Raw genomic sequence first — 21,273 nt, 5'->3', positions numbered from 1 at the left:
CTCAATGTGCGGTGAGGATAGATCGCTTTAGGCGGGCGTCACGGACGGCCGACGGAGTTAGCGGGTTAAGTCGATCAGGGGCCAGCAAATGGGCAAGTCGGTGACAGATGGGACACAGGACCGCCAAATCATCGACCCTCGTTTCTCGTAGGCCCACCGCAAGCGGGGTCAGGTGATGGGCATCAAAAACTGCTGACGCTTCATCGACAAAATCGCACGCCTCGCATTTGATCCGCCCGCCGTTCAGACTGCGGTTTTCAGCTATTGCGGCTGCTCGTAGGCGCGGATCGCGCTCGCGTAGTTTGACCTTCTTCCAAATCTCCTTCCCTTCCAGTGAGCCGGGAGCGACCTTCGGATATAGACTGCCGACGCGGACGACTTTGCCGGGATCAACGAAACCGGAAAGGACCAGCAGGTCGCGTCGCTGTTCTACGTTGTAGTCCGCAAGCGCGCGCCAGAGCGCGTCGATGTGCTTTTCGCGTCGGATCACACCGTCGAATGCGTTCGTTAGGATGTCGCGATCAGCAAACCCGAGGTCGCGATTGAGATGTGGCTCACCCTCGATCCGATAGACCTCGGATAAGACCACTGCGACAGGCCACTCTTCCAAGTCCGGGTAGATGCTGGTTCCGCCAACGAAGGCTTTGGTTTCGCCCCATACGCCAGTCGCGCGAGCAATTTCGACTACCCTTCCATCGAGACGATCCGGCACTTTGCGACCGCCGCCCAGCGTCACCATAAATGGGGTTCTCGTCGCTCGATCTGCGACAGACTTCGCAGCCTGAAAGTGCTTGTTCGGACTGTCATCTGGGTCGCCCCGCGACCCAAAGCACATGATCGGAGCGCGGCTCTCTCCCCAAACTGCCTTTACCCCCATCAACAGGTCAGGACCGGCAATGATGTCTGCGAATTTTGGCACGGCCTATCCTGTAAATTGATAGCCAGACTACGATCTGCCGCACGGCGTTGAAATGGCATGTGAGAGAAACGGCGTGGAGCCTGTTATCCCCACTCCAGTTCCTTCGTGAAGTGCCGGTAGCTTGACCGACCATCGCCGCCTCCCGCCTCATTGATCCGGGGAATGCCCATCTCGTCGCATTTCGCCTCGACGTCGGCGAACAAGCTCAACGGCACCGGCCGATTCCTTTCAATGTGGACATCCCGAAGAAGCCAGCCCGCCCCGGCTGTCAGAGGGCGAAATTCCACGAGGCATTCCTCTCTGAATTCGGCCAGAGCCATGCGCCCAACCGCCACATCGGCTAGGCGGTGACGAAGGCAGTTCCGATATCGTCGGCCAGCGTCCAGCACGTCCCTTATCGTGAGAAGCGGCCGCAGTTCGTTGTCGCCCGAGGCAATGGGGTGCGAGGACAGTCGATCCGCACGTTGCAGGAACCGGTCCAACAGCCGGGCCAGAGTGGAGGTCGGACGCATCACGGCGATAGCTCCTGCTACCACCTCATCGGTCGCTTTCGAGTTCAGCGACTGGATGAAGCCGATGGCCTGATTGAACATCAGGGCTTCGCCACCGCTGTCGATCCGCTCCAGCGTGTTGGCATGCCGCCAGCGTGGATCGAGCGCGTTGAGGACATCAAGCTTCCGACAGGTAATCCGACCTAAACCGCGCAGCGCATCCGCTGCTCGCGTATCCTCATCGCCGAGGAGGTCGTGAAGAGCGATATAATCTCTGGGACGCGGCAGAGGTCGTTCGCCGATCTGTGCGAGCACACCGGACAGGCCCTCGGGGACTTCGCGGAACGCCCGGCGCAGGATGTCGCCGGGACGGCCATGGCGGATCACCTCCGCGAACGACATCGGGAGCAGATCGTCACCGGAATCGTAAAGGCCGACCTTTTCTTCCTGCGTGGCCAATGCGGCAAAGATCGCCTTTCGTCGGGCGGGCGCCGCCGTCAGCACGCGGGCCAGAACACCGGGAGCGGTGTCATCCAGTTTCACCAGAGCTTCTGTGCACCATCCGAGCAAGCCTCCATCACGCATGGACGGCCTCCCATGGGAAACGGCCTTGCCCTTGATTGTTCGGCGCGCTCTGGAACGCGACCCACCGCCACTTCCGCGTTTCGGCCGGGGTTGTCGGCAGGTCGAAGATGATCCGCTGCGGTTCGTTGGTCAGATCATTCAAGATTGCCTGAACTGCCCGCTCTTCCGGCATCACCACGGGCACCGTGATGTGCCCTTCAGCCTCGGCAGGAGGTTCGACGAAAAGCCATTCCGTGGTTGAAAGCCACTGATGTCGGCCCGCGACGTGGTTCAGGAATGCTTCGAGTTCGATGCCATCGACCTCGCCAGCCTCGTTAAGGACTGCACTGACCGCGAGACATCGCAGCGGCTCTTCGAACGGCGCCAACTGACCTCCATTTGCTGTGGAGTTTCAGGGTCTCATGAAAGTCGGGATCGTCAACCAGATCGCAGAGTGAAACCGCTGGCGCGGCAAGCGCGGTAAGGGTTCAAGACCGTCGCTTCATGATTGGATCGACGGAGAACCGGGGGAAGAACGGCTTGCGATGGTGCTGCCACATCATGCCCCACCATAGTTCTTTCGCGAGGTCGTGGCTGACACCGGGCGGCGGATTGTAGCTGGGGAACTTGTAAGTCCCGACCTCTATCTCGGTCTCGGAAAGTAGGTGCGCCAGTCGGAGATAGTCGTAGATCGCCCACCGAATGTTGTTCAGAAACTCGACGATGGTGCTGGCGTGATAGAGGAACAGGTCGTGGTGAAACCACGCGAAGAACTCTTCAAGGACGGGGGTGATATGCCCCTCCTTCACGGTCACACCGTTGGTGGCGAGCGCGTCGAGCAGGTTCGCTTGATCCTTTCCCAAGCGAGCGAAGCTGTGCTTGGCGATGTTGCCGCATAGCTTGAGGTAGCGCATCCGTTGGATGGCGAATGGAGCTTCCGTCATTTGAGCGGACGGTAGGTTCATACGCTCGATGTGCGATGAGTCTTCCAGCCATGACGCGAAGGCTTCGACATGGTGCTTTAACGAGGTCACGTCGTGACCCGTCAGTGGGTTCGCGATCACCTGCCGAAGGTAGAACAGGAACGTGGTGTCGGCGGTTTTGACGAAGCCCTGCTCTTCCGGCTGGCGCCGAAGATCATAGGGTCGATCCTTACCCGTGACCGGCGACAGGAAGTCCACGAGCAGGATGTTGAAAAGGGTCGCTGCGGTGTCAGTCTTGAACTGGACGTTCGTGTCCTCGACCTGCGACAGCGGCATCAGCAGGGAGTGATTGACCATCCCTTGCAGCATTTCTGTTGCTGCCTTGAGGATCACAACCTCTTGGTCGATGTCGGAATAGGCCATGCCTTAACGCTCGCGCGGGTGAGCATTCATGCAGTTGACGACGATGCGTTCGATGTCTTCGTCGTTAGGCGAATAGCCTTGGTGGTAGGCTCTGTTCATCCCACGCTCCGAGCAGGCTTTCACCGCTTCCTTCCGGTCGGAGCTTCGCTGGGCGTCCGCCGGATCGCGGTTCATCATGACGACGGCCACGACCAGAAGGGCCACGACGATAAACCCGTAGAACAGTTTGTTGTTTGTCCGCTCGTGGGCTTTTTCGGCTTCGTTCATAACAGTGATTGGTAGCGGCTGTGGATCGACTCTCCAAGCCGCCTTGAATTGAGAACATAAAGAGAACATTGAGGCTGGATGGGTGCAGCCGTTTACAGAGGTGACGAGACGACGGGGTTCCAGTCCCCGGCGCAGGATCATGTCGAGGCCGTGCCCGATCTGGCCGAATTGCTGGAGCTACGTCGGCCCCAGAGATATGCGGTCAGGGTCAAGGGCGAGGGGCTGCGGAAGCGCGGCATCCATGGCGGCGACATCCTCGTGGTCAACACCGATGCCGAGCCACGCTCGGGGAAAGTCTGCGTCGCCTTCCTGCACGGCGATGTCGTCCTCGCGATCCTGACCGAGAAGGATGGGCAGTGGTGGCTCGAACCCTCGAATGATGCGCCGCAGCCGGTGTCTGACGAGACGGAGGTCTGGGCCATGATCGCCGCACTGGTCAGGACCGATGTCTGATGTTCGGCCTGATCGACGGCAACAACTTCTATGTCTCGTGCGAGCGGGCCTTCGATCCCAGCCTGACCGGCAAGCCGGTGATCGTGCTGTCGAACAACGACGGCTGCGCCATCGCCAGATCGGCCGAAGCGAAGGCTCTCGGGATCAAGATGGGCGAGGTCTGGCACCTGTCGAAGCGCAAGCCGGAATACCGAGACGTAATCGCGAAGTCCTCGAACTACGCCCTCTACGGCGACATGAGCCGGAGGGTTTTCGAGGTTCTCTCCGACCATTTCGCGCGGGTCGAACCCTACAGCATCGACGAGATGTTTCTGGACCTGACCGCCTTCGCGAGGGTGGATTACTGCCGCCGGGTTCGAGACCGGGTGCGCCGCATCACCAAGATTCCGACATGCGTCGGTATTGGGCCGACCAAGACGTTGGCGAAGCTGGCGAACAAGCACGCCAAGACTGCAACCGGCGTCTCCGACTTCGGCGACATCGACATCCGGCGCGAAGCGTTCGCCACCATGCCTATCGACGAAATCTGGGGGGTCGGCCGAGCCAACCAGACGAAGCTCAACAACCTCGGCGTCTTCACTGTCGAGCAGTTTGCCGCGCTACCATCAGCGAGCGTGCGGAAGCTGATGACGGTCACAGGGCAGAGGACTCATGCCGAGTTGAATGGCGTGTCGTGTCTGCCTCTCACGCTTGCGCCGGATCAGAAGCAGACGGCTGCGGTGACGCGGATGTTCGGACGACCGGTCGAGACGTGGACAGACATGCGAGAGGCTCTGGCCGTCCACGCCGGTCGCGCTGCCGAGAAATGTCGCCAGCACGGTCTGGTCGCCAGCGCGATGCAGGTCTTCTTCCACACACATCCGCACAACGGCGACCCTTGGTATCACGGGCAGAGGTCGTTCGAGATCGAGCCAACCGCCGACAGCTTCGCGATCATCAGTCAGGCTGTCGCGGCCGGGCGGTCGATGTGGAAACCAGACACGCGCTACGCCAAGGCGGGCGTGATCCTGCTGGACCTACAAGCCCGACAGGACGCACCCCGCGATCTGCTGCCGACAGTCGATCCCGTCAGGTCGGAGAAGTTGATGACTGCACTGGATGCAGTGAACGCCCGCTTCGGCCGAGGAACGCTACGACCCGGCGGGATACGTCAGGTGACGCCTTGGTCCACGCGAGCCAATAACCGATCACCCAGATACACCACGCGCATCGACGAACTGATGGAAGTGCGGTCCTAACCGAGAAGCGAGCCGAGGTTTGCCCACATGCTGTGATGTCAGGCGGCGAGGTCGGCCAGTGCAGTCCTAATCCGTTGGAGTTGACGGTTTCCGCTGGTCGGGAGCGGATGCAGAACCTTCTGGCCGCGTTTTCGAGCATTCTTCCGCGACTGCGGCGCCGTCGCGTCAATCAGATCGTAGCGCAGGTGACTGAACAAGGGGACGAGGCAGCCGAACAGACGTCGGTTGATCAGCAGCGTGTGGTTGGGTTTCGGCCCGGTTGGGGGCGCGCGGAAGCCGAGGTTGCGCCCCGCAGACTGGTTGATGTCGTCGATGTGCTTGAGGCGGGCGAGGTCATCTCGACCCGTCCACGCATTGAGGGCCTGATACCGCGCATACTCGTCCGGGGTCATCAGGGTCATCGTCTGGATGATGTCCTTGCCGATGAGTTCGTTCGAACCTTTCGCGGCGATGTGCGAGCGGGTGTTTTCGAGGGCGTCGAGCTTGTTGCCAATCGCGAAAAGCTCGCATCCGGCTTCTTTAGCGTCCTTCGCGCGGTCAGCGACGTGCTCGGCGGCCGTCGATGATTTCAAGGATCGCATAGGGTGCGTTTCCACCCGATCTTTCTCGATCAAGGGAGTGTCGAGCGCGGTGATGTTCCACTGACCGGCTCGTTCGGCCAATGCGACAGGCACCGCCTCGGTCGTGAGGATGAGCGTCTTATGGGCGGCGATGTTCGCCCAGTTGCGGGTGCGGAAGCACCAGTGACGCTCATCAGCCTGATCGTAGATATTCTCGAAGCCGTTGGAGCGCGGACCATACTCACCGGCGGGCCGAGCCGCGATGACGTCCCACTCCGTTTCTGCCGTCTCGGCAATGCGGCATGCATCTTCGAAGGCCACGAACTGCGAGTGTGGAAGCTGACCCATAAACCGCTCATGGTCACGGAACTTGTCAGCCTTCGCCGTCTTCGATGTCCAGCCAGCACCATCAGCCAAAGCGCGCACCGTCGCGACCGTCTCGGCAGGGTGCAAATCGACGATGCTCTTGGCGTCGATCTCGTCGTGGATCAGGAAACCCAAGCGGGTATCTTCCATCAGCCTTGATCGGAGCGCGCCGCGTTCTGACGGGTTTTCCCAAAAGGTCGGCGAGAGCAGCAAGCGGCTGTCAGGGCCGCTGCCCCACGATTGGGCCACCGGATGGACGGTGAAGAAGACGGGGTGTCGGCCCTCGTAGGAACCATGCAGAGCCGCATAACGGCTCCGAATGCGCTCCATGATCCTCGGCTGGAGTTTGCCAATAGCGTCGAAGCGAGACGAGAAACCCGACCGAGCGGCTTCGGTATGGCTGATGTAGCCTGTCCCCCGGCCACCGAACTCCTCCTCGTAGATTCTGGAGAAAGAGGGCAGCACGACAGCGGCGAACTGACCCTTGTCGGCGGTCCCCATCCTGTCGTTAAAGGCTTGCGACTTTTCCTCTGCGCCGTCGTAAGTCGGTGACGCGAACATCATCCACGGCGGCAAGTGACGTGCCCCTGAGAATTTCCTCCACGCGGAGCTAGAGTCCGGCCCTTGAAAGGACGGACGGAATGAAACGAGCGAGATTCACGGAAGAGCAGATCATCGGGATCCTGCGGGAGAACGAGGCCGGCGCCAAAGCGGGCGAGCTGGCGCGCAAGCACGGCGTGTCGGAGGGCACGATCTACGCCTGGAAGGCCAAGTTCGGCGGGATGAGCGTGTCGGACGCCCAGCGCCTCCGGGCCCTGGAAGACGAGAACGGAAAGCTGAAGCGCCTGCTGGCCGACGCCATGCTCGACAAAGCCGCGTTGAACGATCTGCTGTCAAAAAAGTGGTAGGGCCCGCGGCGCTGCGCCAGGCCGTCGCCCATCTGAAGGCGGCGTTCGGCGTCAGCGAGCGACGGGCCTGCTCCATCATCAAGGCGGACCGTAAGTCGGTGCGCTATCGCTCCTGCCGACAGCCGGACACGGCGCTGCGGGAGCGGCTGCGCGCCCTGGCTGTCGAGCGGCGACGGTTCGGCTATCGGCGGCTGTTCGTGCTGCTGCGGCGTGAGGGAGAACCCTCGGGCAAGAACCGGATCTACCGGCTCTATCGCGAGGAAGGCCTGACGGTGCGCAAGCGCCGCTCACGTCGTCGCGCCATGGGCACGCGCGCGCCGATCCTGGTCGAGGCCAGGCCGAACGCCCGCTGGTCGCTGGACTTTGTGCACGACCAGTTCGCCACGGGCCGCCGCTTCCGCATTCTCAACGTGGTCGACGACGTCACCCGCGAGTGCCTGGCGGCGATCCCCGACACCTCGATCTCGGGACGCCGCGTCGCGCGAGAGCTGACAGCGCTGATCGCTCGGCGGGGCCGTCCCGCCATGATCGTCAGCGACAACGGCACGGAGTTCACGTCCACCGCCATCCTGGCCTGGGCGCAGGATCATGGCGTCGACTGGCACTACATCGCGCCGGGCAAGCCGACCCAGAACGGGTTTGTGGAATCCTTCAACGGCCGGATGCGCGACGAACTGCTCAACGAGAGCCTGTTCTTCAGCCTGGATCACGCCCGCCAGAAGGTCGCCGCCTGGGCGCTGGACTACAACACCCGCCGGCCGCACTCGTCGATCGGCTACCTCACCCCGGAGGCTTTTGCCGCCAGTCTGACCGCAACAGGCCGACCCGCTGCGCAGGATGAAAGCTGCGCGGCCCGGCCTGTTGCTCACCCCACGCTGCGAGGCGTAACTAACCCAAGGACTCTGGTCGCCGCTGGATGAAAACTCAGGGGCACGTCACAAGCCATGGCCGGAAAGAAGCCGGTGATAGCGAGGCAGGTTCGCGAGCAAGGTGCCCGACTTGCTGATGCCCTCTGGAGCACACAGCAGATCGACGCCCGGTCGGGTGATCTTGCTGGGGATGAGGTCGTGGATCACCTCGCCGAGCGCGCTGGTGGCAGCGACCTTTGTAGTGGCAGAGTCTGCGAACTGCTGTTCAACCGGCACCCGCACCCGACCGCCGGGGCCAAGCTGACGCTGCCGGTGCTCCTCGGACCAGAGTTCCATCATCTCGCCGAGTGGGCGCGGAAGTCGGGGCATCAGAGTTCCTCCCGCATCCTCGACATTCGTGAGGCCATCGGGATTGGCGCCTTGCACCAACACGGTCGCGAAGTCGGATCGCATCATCGACGTCGGGTTCTTGTCGTCGGGCGAGTTGAAGAACTGCGCCCGCAGATCGCCATGTGAACGGTCGAAGCCCGCGAACTTCGGCCAAGCCTCAACGCCATTGAAGATCGCTTCGAGCTTGGCGGCGCAGTATGCCTCTTCGCCCGGCTGGATCGTGGTCTGAACTTGTGCGCCACCTGCCCGAGGCGCCTTGCAGGATGTTGAGGCCGCCATCGAGAAATCGGCAGGAACGAGAAGCGTCTGACTACCGCCTCGGCTTCGCTGGAGCGTCAGGTGCTCCCACATCACGACCTGCATCAGCACATCGCCAACCGGCACGCCGAAGAAGTGATCTTTTTTGTCGTTCAGACGCACGCCGTTGGGGAGACGTCGAAAATTTTCCGGGTTCCGAAGGTTCTCATCCGGTCGTTCGGTTGATGGAACCATGAGATCGGGGGAGTTGACGAACTCGTCTCGCAAACGATCCCACGCCTTCTGGAAGCCGAGCCGCGCGCTCGACGGCTCTGACACAGCCCCCGAGATCAAGGAGGTCTCGACGATGAAGTGGTAGTGGAAGCTCTTGTTGCCGGAATAGGTGACGTTCAGACCCGCGACGTCGGCATACTTGTCGCGCAGATGACGAACGAATTTGCCGATGGGGCTGTCAGTCGGCTTTTTTCCGAAGCGGAACCAAGCAAGTTGCTGCTTGAAGAATGCAAGGCTCATCGAATCGAATTCGATGGTGAGGATGTGATGGGGGGCGATCTCCACGCGATCTGACGGATGGCTGAAGTCGCCCTCCCACGGGAAGGACATTTGCAAGGCGTTCGTGAAGAGGCATTGCAGTTCCCATTCTGCTCGACTGTCTTCCAGTTCGGCACGCAGAAAGTGATTTCTGCCCCCGACCTTTTTTCGGTTTGCGACAGCCATGTAGCGACGGGTCTTGGGATCGAAAGATTCTGGTTGGATAACGTCGGTGAGAAGCAGCGACGGGTTTCGTGTTTCCGCTCGGCGGAACTGGCTGATCTCGCGCGCGGACAGCTTTGGGGCGTAATACTTCGCCCAGATGGGTTCGTAGATGGTCATGGTAAGGTCGTGTCAGGTCAGGGTTGTGATGGCGGACGTGATCGACCTGCTGATCCTCGTTGGAACATGACCTCCAACGGTGTCCGCCACCTTACCTTACTTATAACCGTCGAGAACTGGCGGCGGCCATATTAATCGACGTGGGAAGAGAGGGTTCTGGAAGGAGCGGAGCGACCACTTCGTCTTTCGGCCGAACTTTCCCCCATTAATGGCTTTGCTAATAGAGGTCTTATTAGGAGAGCCGATAAAGGGGGAAAGTCCTCCCTCCCTGTGCCCAAGGGTGCCGCCGCCAGATCGGTCGGGAAGATGGCGGCATAGTCGGAGCGAGGTCGGCTACGATCCTGACAGAGGCTTCAGCCTGATCGTGGGATCGTCGGCTGGAAGATCGCACGATAATCCCGCCACGACTGTTCTCGAAAACAGGGGTGGAAATCGCTGTGTTTCACGGCCCGCAAACCCAGTGTTGGCGTAGTCGATTTTTTGTGCCCGCTTCCATCTGTTTGAGGGATCAGCTTGTGCCCCTCGCAGAGCCATGTTCTGCTTCAGCCATGGGACGGCTCCTCGACAAGCTGAAGCGCGGCGCCCCCGCCTACGACGTAAAGGTCGAGCGGGACGGCTTCACGCTGATCGGCAAGCCTGACCACATCGACGAGTTCAGCAACATCGTGCGCGAGGCGGCAGAACAGGCGGGCGAGGAGTTCGTCGTCTTCACGACCAGCGATGGCCACCAAGGCTACAGCCAGATGTTCGTCATGCCCTTGGAAGACATCTCCTCGCCCGGCTAAAGGCGTCGCCCCTCCGATATCCGACGACGCCATGAACAACGACATCCGCATCCGCGCCTACCGCGCAGAAGACCTCGATGTGCTGATCGACCTGTTCGCCGGATCAGTTCGGAGGGTGGCCAGACGAGATTACAGCCCGACCCAGATCGACGCATGGGCGCCGGTCGCGGTGAACCGAGAGCAGTGGGCGACGCGCCTCGGCGGCCGACCGACCTTCGTGGCGGAAGTCGCCGGAGAAATCGCGGGCTTCAGCGATCTGGAGCCAGATGGCCACATCGACATGATGTTCGTCCATGCAGACCACCAAGGCCAAGGCGTCGCGCGTGCCCTGCTGGATCACATCCACGACCATGCGAACCGACACGGCATCGACCGGCTGTTCACCGAGGCCAGCATCACCGCCCGCCCGTTCTTCGAACGCAACGGCTTCGAGGTGATCGAGGCGCAGGACGTCGAACTCCGGGGCGAGACCTTCCGCAACTACCGCATGGGCAAGAGCCTCTGACGCCCGTGCGGTGATTACGGCCGCTATTCACCGCAAAATCTGCGGCGAATAGGTCGGGGCCGATCTGGTTGACGGCCTACCGATCCATGAGAGCCTGTTCTCCAATCACCGGATCGGAGAACACCCTGACCAAGCGTGTGGCGTTGTATTGCCGTGTGAGCACGGCGGACAAAAACCAGACCGTCGAGAACCAGCTTCGTGATCTGCGAGCCGTGGCCCAGAGGCAGGACTGGGAGATCGTGGCGACGTTCCTCGACGAGGGCATATCCGGCGCCAAGGGACGAGACAAACGACCGGGCTTCGACGCTTTGCTGAAAGGGGTCGCACGCAGAGAGTTCGATCTGATCGCTTGCTTCTCGGTCTGCCGGATCGGCCGATCCCTGCCTGACCTGATTCACTTCCTCGGCGACATCCAGACCAAGAACGTAGACCTCTACGTTCACACGCAGGGCCTCGACACCTCGACGCCTTCCGGCCGGATGATGTTCTCGATGCTTGGCGTTTTTGCCGAATTCGAAAGGGCCATTCACAGGGAGCGCGTGTTCTCGGGCCTCCGGCGGACGACGAAGAAGAGCGGTCGCAAGCCCATGCCCGACGACCGTGTGGAAGCGATCAGGAAATCGTTGCGAGACGGTCAGGGCATCCGCGCCACCGCCCGGCTGCATCGTGCGTCGCCCATGACCGTGACCGCCATCAAGCGGTCGATGGAGAGCGTCCCGGCTTAAGCCAAAGCCAGCTTCGCGTTCACCTGATCTTCCTCGCGGCTGAACTGGAAGCGCACCTCGACGCCCCCATTACCCAGCGGGTAGTGCGGCCAGTTCGACGGCTCGATGCCGATAGACATCACTACCGCCTTCGCCCGCTCGGCCAGAACCTGCTGGGCCAGCGCGTTCAGCGACAGCTTCCCGACATCGTAGCCCGCCTTGGCCAGCACCTCGGCGAGCCGCTGCTCCTCGGCGTCAACATCGGACGCAGAGACGACGTGATCCAGCTTCCACACGTTGACCTTCTCCCCGTCCGATCAGAGCCTCGGCGACTCTCTCATCGCCAGCCGCAGAGCCGCTCTCATGGACGACATCGACGATCAAGACGCTTCGGAACGCTCACCGGAAAGCGTGGCAGGAGCGTCCCCTGTCGCGTCCACCATTTCTCTTTCTTTTCAGATCAGTCGCCATAAGCGCTGGCTGGCGTTGCGCGCTAGAGCAGTCGTCCCTGATCCGACGTCCGGACGGCCGTGTCCGTCATCAGGCCGCGGCGGCGAAGCTCGGTCGCGGCGGTGAAGGCGATGTCGATGTCGCGTCCCGACGCCAGGACCTGAAGGCGGTCGGCATCGACCGCGCTCCACGCCTTGCCGCGCTCGGGGCCGGCGGGCACGCGGGGCAGCAGTCCCGGTTCGCGGCTCCAGGCCAGCAGCTGCTCGACGGTCGTCTGGTTCAGCATGTCGCGAAGATGATGAGCGGTGACATAGGCGTCGGGCAGGGCGCGATGCGCCGGCAGGCCCAGTTCATGCACCAATCCCTCGGGCCGGCGCAGATAGCGCAGCATCTGGTTGGAGAAGCGCGGCAGGTCGGGCCACAGCCGCAGGGCGCATTTCCAGGTGCAGATCCACTTTGCGCCGCCTGACAGGGCAGGGGTGCAATACCGCTGCTCGAAGCTGGCGCGGTGAGCCGCCAGGGCGATCACGCCCGCCTCGGGACGAAGGATGAGCGGCGCGACAGCCTTCCAATAGCCGGCGTCCTGAACCCACTCGTCCCGAATGTGGTGGATCGCCATGGTGTCGGGCGAAATCGGCCGACCGGGATTTACAAAACGGGCGCCGCGCGTCGCATCCAGACGCCATGGGCCGGCCCCGTCACGCACCACGTCCTGCCAGCCGATCTCGCACACGTCATGAGGGCCGGACCCTGCCGTCTCCAGGTCGATGACGCGGATGCGCTGGGGTGATGGCGTGAAATCGGTCAGGGCGTCCTCGGCGTGGGTTCACACCTGACAACGCCTGGGGCGCCGGATTCGGTCCGGCGCCTGGAAAGACCGCCGACAGCTTCTCGTCAGTTCGGCAGACGGATCGACCCGTGCGGCATGACGGTCATCACGGCCCACAGACCGTCCAGCACCACGGCCGAGGCGATCAACGCCCGCCGACAGCGATGCGCCAGATAAAGAGCCTCGCCGATCACGATCGACACCAGCATTTACGTTTCCCCCGAAACGATAAGCGACACTTCTATGACGTCGCCGGCAGTCGTGTCCCTCAATGAGACGGAAAGCTTTTTGGTCGCCGCCGCTGCGCAGGCCGCGCGGTCGCTGGACGTGCGACCAGGAATGCGCAATCTCGCGGCATGGGATCTGTCGCGCGCCTGTTCCGTCTACATTTGTCGTTATGGCTCGGGCTGCTGGTGCTGGCGGCCGTATCGGCGCTGGCGCCGACCAGCCTCGGCTGGCCGATGCGATTGGCGGCCGGCTGGGACGCAGGCGTCGCCACCTTTCTCGTCGCGACCTTTGCGCGGATCTTTCGCGCGCGTTCTCAGGAGGCGGTGCGACGCCGCGCGGCGGAACTGGACCAGGCGGGCGTTCTGGTCCTGCCGCTCAGCATGGCGGCGGCCGTGGCCAGCGTCGTGGTCCTCGTCCTCGCCATGGTGGCCAGCGACGGCAAGCCGACCGTCGGGCAGGCGGCCTTTTCAGTATGCACCGTCGGCCTGTCGTGGCTGTACGTGCACATCATCTTCGCCCTGCATTACGCCCACGGCTTCTACGCCCCGCGCGACGATGGCAAGGGCGATCAGGGGGGGCTGATCTTTCCTGGCGAGGAGGACGCGGACTACTGGGATTTTCTACACTTCGCCCTGATCATCGGCGTGGCGAACCAAACGGCCGATGTGCAAATCTCCAGCCGCAAGCTGCGCGGCCTGGCGACATTTCACAGCCTGATCGCCTGGTTCTTCAACGCCGTTATCCTGGCGCTGACGGTCAATCTGGCCGCCACGTTGCTTTAGGCACGCGCAGCCGTTCGGTCAGAGATCGACCGGGCGGCCGGACTCTTCTTCCTCAAGGGTGACGGCGACGTCGGCATTGGCCGACAGGCGCACCTTGTCGCCCTCGACGCCGGCGACGAAGCCGTTCTCGATATAGTGGTGGTGATCGGCGTGGGCGCCGGTGTTCTCGCGCCGTGTCAGCTTGATCCGGTCGCTCTCGACCCGGTCCACGACGCCGACGTGCACGCCGTCGGCTCCGATGACTTCCATGCCTTCCTTGATCTCGCTCATCGCCGTTCTTTCCTCGCTGAACATCGTGTCGATAGCGGAGCGCCGCCGACCGGCATTTCGTTCCCGAGGCGATGCGACGGCGAGCGTGCTTGTTCGCGGCCCCGCCGACTGGCAAGGCTTTGGGAGAGTGTTCAGCACAAGCCGGCTGAGGAGCGCGAGCGACAGGGATGCCGTTGACTTGATCGAACAGTATGGATGGTCCGAGGTCTGGGCGACGGCGTTTGCGCCGCATGCCCATGCCGGTCACACGCCGGGCCGCGTCATCCTCCAGCATCGCAACGGCTATCTGGTCGTTACGGATGCGGGCGAGCTTCAGGCCAAGGCGTCCGGCCGACTGCGGCACGAAGCCCAGGAGACTGGGCCGCCTGCCGTCGGCGACTGGGTGGCGCTGTCACCGAACCCGCACGACGGCGCCGCCACCATCCACGCCGTCTTGCCCCGCCGCACGGCCTTCATGCGGCGGGCGGCGGACAGCGCGCGTCGAACCCAGATTCTGGCGGCCAATATCGACGTGGCCTTCGTCGTCACCTCGATGAATGCGGATCTAAATCCGCGCCGGATACAGCGTTTCCTGGCTGCAGCGATGGACAGCGGAGCCCGGCCTGTTCTCGTTCTGACGAAGTCGGATCTGAGCGCGGATCCCCAAGCCGAGGCCGCTCAGGTGGGGGCGCTGGAGACGCAGACCCTGGTCCTGACCGTTTCGGCGCGCGAAGGTGTCGGCCTTGAGGCGCTGCGTCTTCAGGTGAAGCCGGGCGAGACCTGCGTCCTGATCGGTTCCTCGGGTGTCGGCAAGTCCACCTTGGTCAACGCCTTCCTGAACGAGGATCGGATGGCGACCCAGGCGATCCGCGCATCCGACGACCAGGGACGGCATACCACCAGCCACCGCCAGCTGATCCCGCTGCCCGGCGGCGGTCTCATCATCGACACGCCCGGCATCCGCGAAGTGGGTCTGATCGACGCCGAAGAGGGTGTGGAAGCGGTCTTCGACGACATCGAACACCTGATGCAGGCGTGCCGCTTCACCAACTGCGGCCATGTGAGCGAGCCGGGATGCGCTGTCCAGGCGGCCCTGGCGGACGGCACGCTGGAGGGATCGCGCTGGACGCATTTCCAGAAGCTGAAGTCGGAATTGGAGGCGGCGGGGGACAAGGCGGAGCGGATCGCCGGGGCTGCGGAACGTCGGCGGCTGGGCGGCCTGCAGAAGGTCTATCGCGCGACGAAGCGCAACGATCGGGGCGGGGCCGATCGGTAGCGTCGATGGCGCCACCGAATTTCGACGTGTTGCGGGGCCAAACGGGCTAGGTGAAGTCCTTAGACTTAAGAAAGATCACCATGTCCGCATTCACCATCGTCACCACCAGCGCCGTTCAGGGCAGCGAGGCCGCAGAGGTCAACACGCTGACCGACGACTTTTCCGACGCCAGCGAGGCGGTGGGTTATGCACGCCGCATGGCCGACGAAATGATCGACATGGCCGATCAGCTGCTGCTGGATTTCGATTACAGCAATGTCGGCGTCTATGAGGGCGACCTGCTGGACGAAGACGTCACCCCGGATCACCCCGCGCTGATCGGCGTCTGGGTGTTGGATGAAGAAGGCTCGGCCTTCGTGCCGGCCGAAGAGTTCCGGCAAGGGTCGACCGAAGTCGAGAACTGATCGGCGGCTATCGCGGCAGGAGGTTCGGATCGAGCCGCCTGCCGCATCTGTCATCGAACGAGAAACGCGCGCCTAGTGGCGCGCCGAATGGCGATTTCTGCAGATCGAAAATGTGGGGGAGGATGGCCGTCCCTCCGAACACCTTGCGGTGCTCGGAGGTGACGATGGTGGAGCTTAGCGGAGTCGAACCGCTGACCTCTTGCATGCCATGCAAGCGCTCTACCAACTGAGCTAAAGCCCCGGACCTGTCGGTCTGGATCGCCCGGTTCATCTTGCGATGGCCCCCGGCGAGGCGGCGGAAACTAGGTCAGGCTTTTTCTGTGATCAAGCCCGTTTCGAGATTTATTTTCACCGCGTTCCCAAGGGTGAAAATACGCAGGTTTTTCAAACCGAAAGGTGTGAAAGGCCTGCTGTCCCGCCGCGTCTCCCTAACGGGAAATGCGGCGGGTGCAACAAGAATCTGAGCCAGATCGCGATAAGCCCGCAGCAAGTCGGGCCTCAAGTCGCGCGATGCGCAATAGGCTTAAGAATTTAGTCGTCGTCGCGCGACGGCTTGGCGATCTCGTCGTCGATCGAGTCGTCGTCTTCGTCCTCGATGAACGGCACGGAGTCGTCATCGTCGTCGGCCAGCAGATCGTCGTCGCCGTCGGTCGAGCCCATGCCGGCTTCTTCCGAGGCGTCAGCCGGGGAGTCTTCGTCCTCGTCGTCCGGGGTCAGGATCGGCTCGTGGCCTTCCTCATCGATTTCCGGCGTCTTGACGTCGTCTTCCTCGTCCTCGTCGCCGTCGACCTTCTTGTCCTTGACCTGATCTTCCGTGTCCTCATCGTCGGACGGATAGCCGGGACGGGCGCGGCGGCTGCGCAGCTTCATCGCCTCTTCGGGATCGAAGTCGGTTCCGCATTTGGGGCAGTGTGCGGGGCGACGGTTCAGGTCGTAAAACTTCGCCTGGCAGTTGGGGCAGACCTGTTTGGCGCCCAGTTCGGGATTGGCCACGTTTGGATGCTTTCAACGGGTTGAATTCGGGGCGGTCCCTTGCCACCCCTTTGACCCGCTGTCAAAAGCTGTCTTTCGCGCCGCCCGCGCGGCCCTTCGCACAATACAGCCTGAAGCGGGTGATCATGCCGTCCCAACTGACTTCGCGCCGCGCATCCGCCCTGACCGGAAAGGTCCGCGCACCGGGCGACAAGTCGATGTCGCACCGGTCGATGATCCTGGGCGGAATGGCGTCGGGCGTGACTGAGGTCGAGGGTCTCCTGGAAGGCGACGACGTCCTGGCCACCGCCCGCGCGGTCGAAGCCTTCGGCGCCAAGGTCGAGCGGACCGGCGACGGCAGATGGCGGATCGAGGGGGCGGGGGGCTTTAAGACGCCGGCTTCGATGATCGACTGCGGCAACGCCGGGACCGGGGTGCGCCTGCTGATGGGCGCGGCGGCCGGCTATCCGCTAACGGCGACCTTCGATGGCGACGGCTCGCTGAGAAAGCGGCCGATGAAGCGGGTCACGGGACCCCTGGCGGACATGGGTGCGGCGTTCGACTGGCAGGCGGCCGAGGATCGGCTTCCGGTGGCCCTGACCGGCGGCGCGCTGAAGGCCATCGACTATGTGCAGACGGTGGCCTCGGCCCAGGTGAAGTCGGCCATCCTGCTGGCGGGTCTGAACGCCGAGGGCGTCACCTCCGTGGTCGAGCCGGAAAAGAGCCGCGACCACACCGAGCGGATGCTGCGGGCCTTCGGCGCCGAGGTGGGCGTCGAGGAGAGGGGCGAGGGCTGGAAGGTGACGCTGAAGGGCGGACAGGCCCTGACCGGGACCTTCGTCGCCGTGCCGGGCGATCCGTCCTCGGCGGCGTTTCCCCTGGCGGCCGGTCTGATCGTGCCGGGGTCTGAGGTCACGGTCGAGGGCGTGATGCTGAACCCGCTTCGCACCGGCCTGTTCGACACCTGGATCGAGATGGGCGCCGACCTGACCATCACCAACCGGCGTGAGGCCGGGGGCGAAGAGGTCGGCGACATCACCGCCCGTCACTCGTCCCTGAAGGGCGTGGTCGTGCCCGAGGATCGCGCCGCCTCGATGATCGACGAATATCCGATCCTGGCGGCGACGGCGGCCTTTGCGGACGGCGTCACCGTCATGCGCGGCGTGGGTGAAATGCGGGTCAAGGAAAGCGACCGGATTTCGCTGATGGTCGAGGGGCTGCGCGCCTGCGGCATTCAGGTCGAGGAGGAGCCGGAAGGCTTCATCGTCACCGGCGCCGGCCAGGGCGAGTCGGTGCGCGGCGGCGGCCTGGTCCACACCGCCCACGACCACCGCATCGCCATGAGCCATCTGGTCCTGGGCCTGGCCGCCGAACAGCCGGTCTCGGTCGACGAGCCTGGGATGATCGCCACCAGCTTCCCCGGCTTCGTCGAGATGATGAACGGGCTGGGCGGGCGGATCGCGTGAAGCCCGCGCGCGGCGTCCTCGGTCGAGGCATCGCGGTCCTCGGTCTTTTGACCTGTCTGGGCGGAGCCGGCTGGACGGCCTGGATCGTCTGGCAAGGGGTGACGACAGGCCAGGTCTCGGGCAAACATGGCACCGTGCATCTGAGGGCCGAGGGCGACGCCTTCTTCTATTCGAGCGTGGTGCTGAACGGTGTCGCCTGTCTGGTGTGGCTAGGTCTGGCAGCCTTCGCGGTCGTGGTTCTGGCGCGTTGGAAGGCATGGTCGTGAACCGGCCGGGGCTGTCGGGCTGGATCAAGCCGATCCTGACGATGGCGCCCCTTGCAATTCGTGATTTGGTCGGACGCCGGGACTGAGGGCTTCGGCTGGATTGGTCGGGCGATCCTCGCTATCAGGTTCGGCCTCCCGTGCGTTTGGGATCGAGATTGAAATGCGCCACGCGCTGCGGAGACCTGCTTGACCCTGATCATCGCCGTCGACGGACCGGCCGCCTCTGGCAAGGGGACCATCGCCGCGCGTCTGGCCCAGACCTATGGCCTGCCGCATCTGGATACGGGGCTGCTGTACCGGGCCGTGGGCGCAAAGGTGCTGGCGGACGGCGGATCGCTGGATGACGAAGCCGCAGCGACGCAGGCGGCGCGGGGCCTCGACGCGGCGGGTCTGTCGGACGATCCGCGCCTGACGACAGGTGAGGCGGGCGAGGCTGCCAGCCGTGTCGCCAGCTTCGCAGGCGTTCGCGCGGCTCTGCTGGAGCTGCAGCAGGCGTTCGCGGCCCAGGCGGGCGGCGCGGTTCTCGACGGACGCGACATCGGCACGGTGATTGCGCCGAACGCTCAGGCCAAATTGTTCGTCACCGCGACGCCCGAGGTGCGGGCCACGCGCCGCTGGAAGCAGCTGACGGCGCGCGGTTCGGACATCGCCTTTGACGCCATGCTGGCCGACATCCAGCGCCGCGACGAGCGTGACGCCGGGCGCGGGGCGGCCCCGATGGTCCAGGCCGACGACGCGGTCTTGCTGGATACGACCGATCTGGGTATAGAGGCCGCCTTCGATGCGGCCCGCCGTATCGTCGAGGCGGCGCGCGCGAAACACGGTCTCTGACCTGCCCTCGCAAATCCAACGCTCCCACCCTCGGTCTCCGCGGGCGTTTTGATCGTTCTGAACGGTCTCGCATCCCGACGACCTGATTCCATCTTTTCCCATCGCCCCGCGCGCCGCCTTTCGCTGCGTCAGGGGTCCACCTCGCGCGGGATCGTCCTTCGGTCACGCGCCATAGCCCCACTGGAAACACCAGAGCTTCATGTCTGATACTCTCAACCCCACGCGCGACGACTTCTCGGCGCTGCTCGACGAACAACTGTCGGGTCGCGACTTCGGCGAAGGCCAGGTCGTCCACGGCCGCGTCGTCGGCATCGAAAAAGACATCGTCATCATCGACGTTGGTCTGAAGACCGAAGGCCGCATCGCCATGCGCGAATTCGGCCAAGGCGACGACGGCGCCCTGCCCAAGGTCGGCGACAACGTCGAGGTTTACCTGGAGCGCGTCGAGAACGCCCTGGGCGAAGCCGTCATCAGCCGCGACAAGGCCCGTCGCGAAGAAGCCTGGACCCGTCTGGAAGTCGTGTTCGCCGAAGGCCAGCCGGTCAACGGCGCCATCGTCGGTCGCGTCAAGGGCGGCTTCACCGTCGACCTGGGCGGCGCCTCGGCCTTCCTGCCCGGTTCGCAAGTCGACATTCGTCCGGTCCGCGACGTCGGCCCGCTGATGGGCAAGGAACAGCCCTTCGCCATCCTGAAGATGGACCGTCCGCGCGGCAACATCGTCGTGTCGCGTCGCGCCATCCTGGAAGAAGCCCGCGCCGAACAGCGCACGGAACTGGTCGGTCAACTGGCCGAGGGTGAAGTCCGCGAAGGCGTCGTCAAGAACATCACCGACTACGGCGCGTTCGTCGACCTGGGCGGCATCGACGGCCTGCTGCACGTCACCGACATGTCGTGGAAGCGCGTTTCGCACCCGAGCCAGGTTCTGGCCGTCGGCGACACCGTCAAGGTCCAGATCGTCAAGATCAACCCGGACACCCAGCGTATCTCGCTGGGCATGAAGCAACTGCAGTCGGACCCCTGGGACGGCGTGGAAGCCAAGTATCCGGTCGGCGCCAAGTACACGGGCCGCATCACCAACATCACCGACTACGGCGCCTTCGTGGAGCTGGAAGCCGGTGTCGAGGGCCTGGTGCACGTCTCGGAAATGTCCTGGACCAAGAAGAACGTCCACCCCGGCAAGATCGTCTCGACCTCGCAGGAAGTCGACGTCGTGGTTCTGGATGTCGACGCCTCCAAGCGCCGCATCTCGCTGGGCCTGAAGCAGGCTCAGGACAATCCGTGGGACGCCTTCGTCGCCAACAACCCGATCGGTTCGACCGTCGAGGGCGAAGTCAAGAACGCCACCGAGTTCGGCCTGTTCATCGGCCTGGACAACGACATCGACGGCATGGTGCACCTGTCCGACCTCGACTGGTCGGTGTCGGGTGAAGAAGCCATCCAGCGCTACCGCAAGGGCGAGATGGTCAAGGCCAAGGTCCTGGACGTCGACGTCGAGAAGGAACGCGTCTCGCTGGGCATCAAGCAGCTGGGCGGCGATCCGATCGGCGAGGGCGACACCTATCGTCGCGGCCAGCAGATCACCGTCACCGTGACGGCGATCGAGTCGGGCGGCATCGAGGTCAAGTTCGGTGAAGACGACGCGCCGGTCACGGCCTTCGTTCGCAAGTCGGACCTGTCGCGCGACCGCAACGAGCAACGTCCGGAACGCTTCGCCGTCGGCGACCGCGTCGACGCCATGATCACCGCCGTGGACAAGGCCTCGCGCCGCGTCTCGGTGTCGATCAAGGCGCTGGAAATGAAGGACGAGCAGGAAGCCATCGAACAGTTCGGATCGTCCGATTCGGGCGCTTCGCTGGGCGACATCCTGGGCGCCGCGCTGAAGAACGCCGGCACTAAGGACTAAGCGCTCATCCAAAGAGCGTCAGGCGCTTCGCTCAAGCAGCGGAGCGCCGCGCGCTCTGCGATAGCGACAAAAGAATGAGGGCGGCGGGAGCAATCCCGTCGCCCTTTTCTCTGTCTGGCAC

At 63.5% G+C, this 21,273-nt stretch carries 25 protein-coding genes, 1 tRNA gene and 1 pseudogene; 14 read left to right on the top strand and 13 right to left on the bottom strand.

Features of this window, described 5'->3' with window-relative positions:
* Position 1: 1 nt before the first annotated feature.
* The 5 genes from Q9R14_RS10140 to Q9R14_RS10120 form a co-directional block, all read right to left on the bottom strand.
* Complete coding sequence (locus tag Q9R14_RS10140; RefSeq protein WP_306002288.1) at positions 2-739, bottom strand: HNH endonuclease; 738 nt, start codon at positions 737-739, stop codon at positions 2-4.
* 263 nt (positions 740-1,002) lie between these two features.
* Positions 1,003-1,953 (bottom strand): hypothetical protein, encoded by a 951-nt coding sequence (locus tag Q9R14_RS10135; RefSeq protein ID WP_306002287.1) that lies wholly within the window; start codon positions 1,951-1,953, stop codon positions 1,003-1,005.
* A 34-nt stretch (positions 1,954-1,987) separates the two neighbouring features.
* A complete protein-coding gene (locus Q9R14_RS10130) occupies positions 1,988-2,362 on the bottom strand; it encodes a hypothetical protein (protein WP_306002286.1) in 375 nt (124 codons plus the stop codon).
* Positions 2,363-2,462: 100 nt separating this feature from the next.
* The gene (locus Q9R14_RS10125) at positions 2,463-3,320 is read right to left on the bottom strand and encodes a hypothetical protein (RefSeq protein ID WP_306002285.1); all 858 of its coding nucleotides are present in this window, start codon (positions 3,318-3,320) and stop codon (positions 2,463-2,465) included.
* Positions 3,321-3,323: 3 nt separating this feature from the next.
* Positions 3,324-3,587 carry a hypothetical protein gene (locus Q9R14_RS10120; protein WP_306002284.1) on the bottom strand — a complete coding sequence of 88 codons (264 nt, stop codon included), beginning with the start codon at positions 3,585-3,587 and terminating at the stop codon, positions 3,324-3,326.
* A gap of 78 nt (positions 3,588-3,665) precedes the next feature.
* Between Q9R14_RS10120 and Q9R14_RS10115 the strand changes: the two genes are divergently transcribed.
* Both Q9R14_RS10115 and Q9R14_RS10110 read left to right on the top strand, forming a co-directional pair.
* Positions 3,666-4,040, top strand: coding sequence for a S24 family peptidase (locus Q9R14_RS10115; protein ID WP_306002283.1), 375 nt, complete (start codon positions 3,666-3,668; stop codon positions 4,038-4,040).
* The gene (locus tag Q9R14_RS10110; protein ID WP_306002282.1) at positions 4,040-5,278 is read left to right on the top strand and encodes a Y-family DNA polymerase; all 1,239 of its coding nucleotides are present in this window, start codon (positions 4,040-4,042) and stop codon (positions 5,276-5,278) included. The genes Q9R14_RS10115 and Q9R14_RS10110 overlap by 1 nt, the downstream gene beginning before the upstream one ends.
* A gap of 38 nt (positions 5,279-5,316) precedes the next feature.
* Here Q9R14_RS10110 and Q9R14_RS10105 read toward each other — a convergent pair whose 3' ends face one another.
* Positions 5,317-6,780, bottom strand: a complete 1,464-nt coding sequence (locus Q9R14_RS10105; RefSeq protein ID WP_306002281.1) for a hypothetical protein — start codon at positions 6,778-6,780, stop codon at positions 5,317-5,319.
* Positions 6,781-6,845: 65 nt separating this feature from the next.
* Here Q9R14_RS10105 and Q9R14_RS10100 point away from each other — a divergent pair, with 65 nt between their 5' ends.
* Both Q9R14_RS10100 and Q9R14_RS10095 read left to right on the top strand, forming a co-directional pair.
* Positions 6,846-7,112 carry an IS3 family transposase gene (locus Q9R14_RS10100; RefSeq protein ID WP_003170335.1) on the top strand — a complete coding sequence of 89 codons (267 nt, stop codon included), beginning with the start codon at positions 6,846-6,848 and terminating at the stop codon, positions 7,110-7,112.
* Positions 7,097-8,032: pseudogene (locus Q9R14_RS10095) on the top strand (IS3 family transposase); the annotation flags it as partial. The gene Q9R14_RS10100 and the pseudogene Q9R14_RS10095, both read left to right, overlap by 16 nt.
* Positions 8,033-8,047: 15 nt before the next feature.
* Here Q9R14_RS10095 and Q9R14_RS10090 read toward each other — a convergent pair.
* Entirely contained in the window at positions 8,048-9,502 is a 1,455-nt protein-coding gene (locus Q9R14_RS10090) for a hypothetical protein (RefSeq protein ID WP_306002280.1), read from the bottom strand.
* Positions 9,503-10,050: 548 nt separating this feature from the next.
* Here Q9R14_RS10090 and Q9R14_RS10085 point away from each other — a divergent pair.
* From Q9R14_RS10085 to Q9R14_RS10075, 3 genes are all read left to right on the top strand, one after another.
* Positions 10,051-10,287, top strand: a complete 237-nt coding sequence (locus tag Q9R14_RS10085; protein WP_306002279.1) for a hypothetical protein — start codon at positions 10,051-10,053, stop codon at positions 10,285-10,287.
* Between the two features lie 31 nt (positions 10,288-10,318).
* Positions 10,319-10,792 carry a GNAT family N-acetyltransferase gene (locus tag Q9R14_RS10080; RefSeq protein WP_306002278.1) on the top strand — a complete coding sequence of 158 codons (474 nt, stop codon included), beginning with the start codon at positions 10,319-10,321 and terminating at the stop codon, positions 10,790-10,792.
* Positions 10,793-10,878: 86 nt separating this feature from the next.
* On the top strand, positions 10,879-11,517 hold the full coding sequence (locus tag Q9R14_RS10075; RefSeq protein ID WP_306004142.1) for a recombinase family protein: 639 nt from the start codon (positions 10,879-10,881) through the stop codon (positions 11,515-11,517).
* Here the strand turns inward: Q9R14_RS10075 and Q9R14_RS10070 are convergent.
* The 3 genes from Q9R14_RS10070 to Q9R14_RS10060 form a co-directional block, all read right to left on the bottom strand.
* Positions 11,514-11,792 carry a hypothetical protein gene (locus Q9R14_RS10070; protein WP_306002276.1) on the bottom strand — a complete coding sequence of 93 codons (279 nt, stop codon included), beginning with the start codon at positions 11,790-11,792 and terminating at the stop codon, positions 11,514-11,516. The genes Q9R14_RS10075 and Q9R14_RS10070 overlap by 4 nt on opposite strands.
* A gap of 197 nt (positions 11,793-11,989) precedes the next feature.
* Positions 11,990-12,679: a DNA polymerase III subunit epsilon gene (locus tag Q9R14_RS10065; RefSeq protein ID WP_306002275.1), complete on the bottom strand. Its 690-nt coding sequence runs from the start codon at positions 12,677-12,679 to the stop codon at positions 11,990-11,992.
* A gap of 161 nt (positions 12,680-12,840) precedes the next feature.
* On the bottom strand, positions 12,841-12,984 hold the full coding sequence (locus Q9R14_RS10060) for a hypothetical protein (RefSeq protein WP_306002274.1): 144 nt from the start codon (positions 12,982-12,984) through the stop codon (positions 12,841-12,843).
* A 147-nt stretch (positions 12,985-13,131) separates the two neighbouring features.
* Here Q9R14_RS10060 and Q9R14_RS10055 point away from each other — a divergent pair, with 147 nt between their 5' ends.
* Complete coding sequence (locus Q9R14_RS10055) at positions 13,132-13,785, top strand: DUF1345 domain-containing protein (RefSeq protein ID WP_306002273.1); 654 nt, start codon at positions 13,132-13,134, stop codon at positions 13,783-13,785.
* A gap of 18 nt (positions 13,786-13,803) precedes the next feature.
* Here Q9R14_RS10055 and Q9R14_RS10050 read toward each other — a convergent pair whose 3' ends face one another.
* The gene (locus Q9R14_RS10050) at positions 13,804-14,055 is read right to left on the bottom strand and encodes a DUF2171 domain-containing protein (RefSeq protein ID WP_055805252.1); all 252 of its coding nucleotides are present in this window, start codon (positions 14,053-14,055) and stop codon (positions 13,804-13,806) included.
* A gap of 178 nt (positions 14,056-14,233) precedes the next feature.
* On the opposite strand from Q9R14_RS10050, the gene rsgA reads away from it, so the two are divergent.
* A complete protein-coding gene (gene rsgA / locus Q9R14_RS10045) occupies positions 14,234-15,310 on the top strand; it encodes a ribosome small subunit-dependent GTPase A (protein WP_306002272.1) in 1,077 nt (358 codons plus the stop codon).
* Between the two features lie 80 nt (positions 15,311-15,390).
* The gene (locus Q9R14_RS10040; protein ID WP_055803275.1) at positions 15,391-15,714 is read left to right on the top strand and encodes a hypothetical protein; all 324 of its coding nucleotides are present in this window, start codon (positions 15,391-15,393) and stop codon (positions 15,712-15,714) included.
* Between the two features lie 165 nt (positions 15,715-15,879).
* On the opposite strand, the gene Q9R14_RS10035 is transcribed toward Q9R14_RS10040, so the two are convergent.
* Positions 15,880-15,955: transfer RNA gene (locus Q9R14_RS10035), tRNA-Ala, on the bottom strand.
* Between the two features lie 290 nt (positions 15,956-16,245).
* Positions 16,246-16,707 carry a TIGR02300 family protein gene (locus Q9R14_RS10030; protein WP_055752793.1) on the bottom strand — a complete coding sequence of 154 codons (462 nt, stop codon included), beginning with the start codon at positions 16,705-16,707 and terminating at the stop codon, positions 16,246-16,248.
* 122 nt (positions 16,708-16,829) lie between these two features.
* Here Q9R14_RS10030 and aroA point away from each other — a divergent pair, with 122 nt between their 5' ends.
* The 4 genes from aroA (at position 16,830) to rpsA (ending at position 21,152) form a co-directional block, all read left to right on the top strand.
* Positions 16,830-18,152 (top strand): 3-phosphoshikimate 1-carboxyvinyltransferase, encoded by a 1,323-nt coding sequence (gene aroA / locus Q9R14_RS10025; protein WP_371929787.1) that lies wholly within the window; start codon positions 16,830-16,832, stop codon positions 18,150-18,152.
* Positions 18,149-18,418: a hypothetical protein gene (locus tag Q9R14_RS10020; RefSeq protein ID WP_306002270.1), complete on the top strand. Its 270-nt coding sequence runs from the start codon at positions 18,149-18,151 to the stop codon at positions 18,416-18,418. Before aroA ends, Q9R14_RS10020 begins: the two co-directional genes overlap by 4 nt.
* A 186-nt stretch (positions 18,419-18,604) precedes the next feature.
* Positions 18,605-19,249 (top strand): (d)CMP kinase, encoded by a 645-nt coding sequence (gene cmk, locus Q9R14_RS10015; protein ID WP_165115386.1) that lies wholly within the window; start codon positions 18,605-18,607, stop codon positions 19,247-19,249.
* Positions 19,250-19,448: 199 nt separating this feature from the next.
* Positions 19,449-21,152 carry a 30S ribosomal protein S1 gene (rpsA, locus tag Q9R14_RS10010; RefSeq protein ID WP_017504363.1) on the top strand — a complete coding sequence of 568 codons (1,704 nt, stop codon included), beginning with the start codon at positions 19,449-19,451 and terminating at the stop codon, positions 21,150-21,152.
* Positions 21,153-21,273: the final 121 nt, after the last annotated feature.

Origin of the sequence: Brevundimonas sp. C43 (assembly GCF_030732185.1) — a bacterium.
In the GTDB taxonomy this organism is placed as follows: Bacteria; Pseudomonadota; Alphaproteobacteria; order Caulobacterales; family Caulobacteraceae; genus Brevundimonas; species Brevundimonas diminuta_C.
Note: the sequence above shows the minus strand (reverse complement) of the source record. Positions and strands in the feature narration are given on the sequence as shown.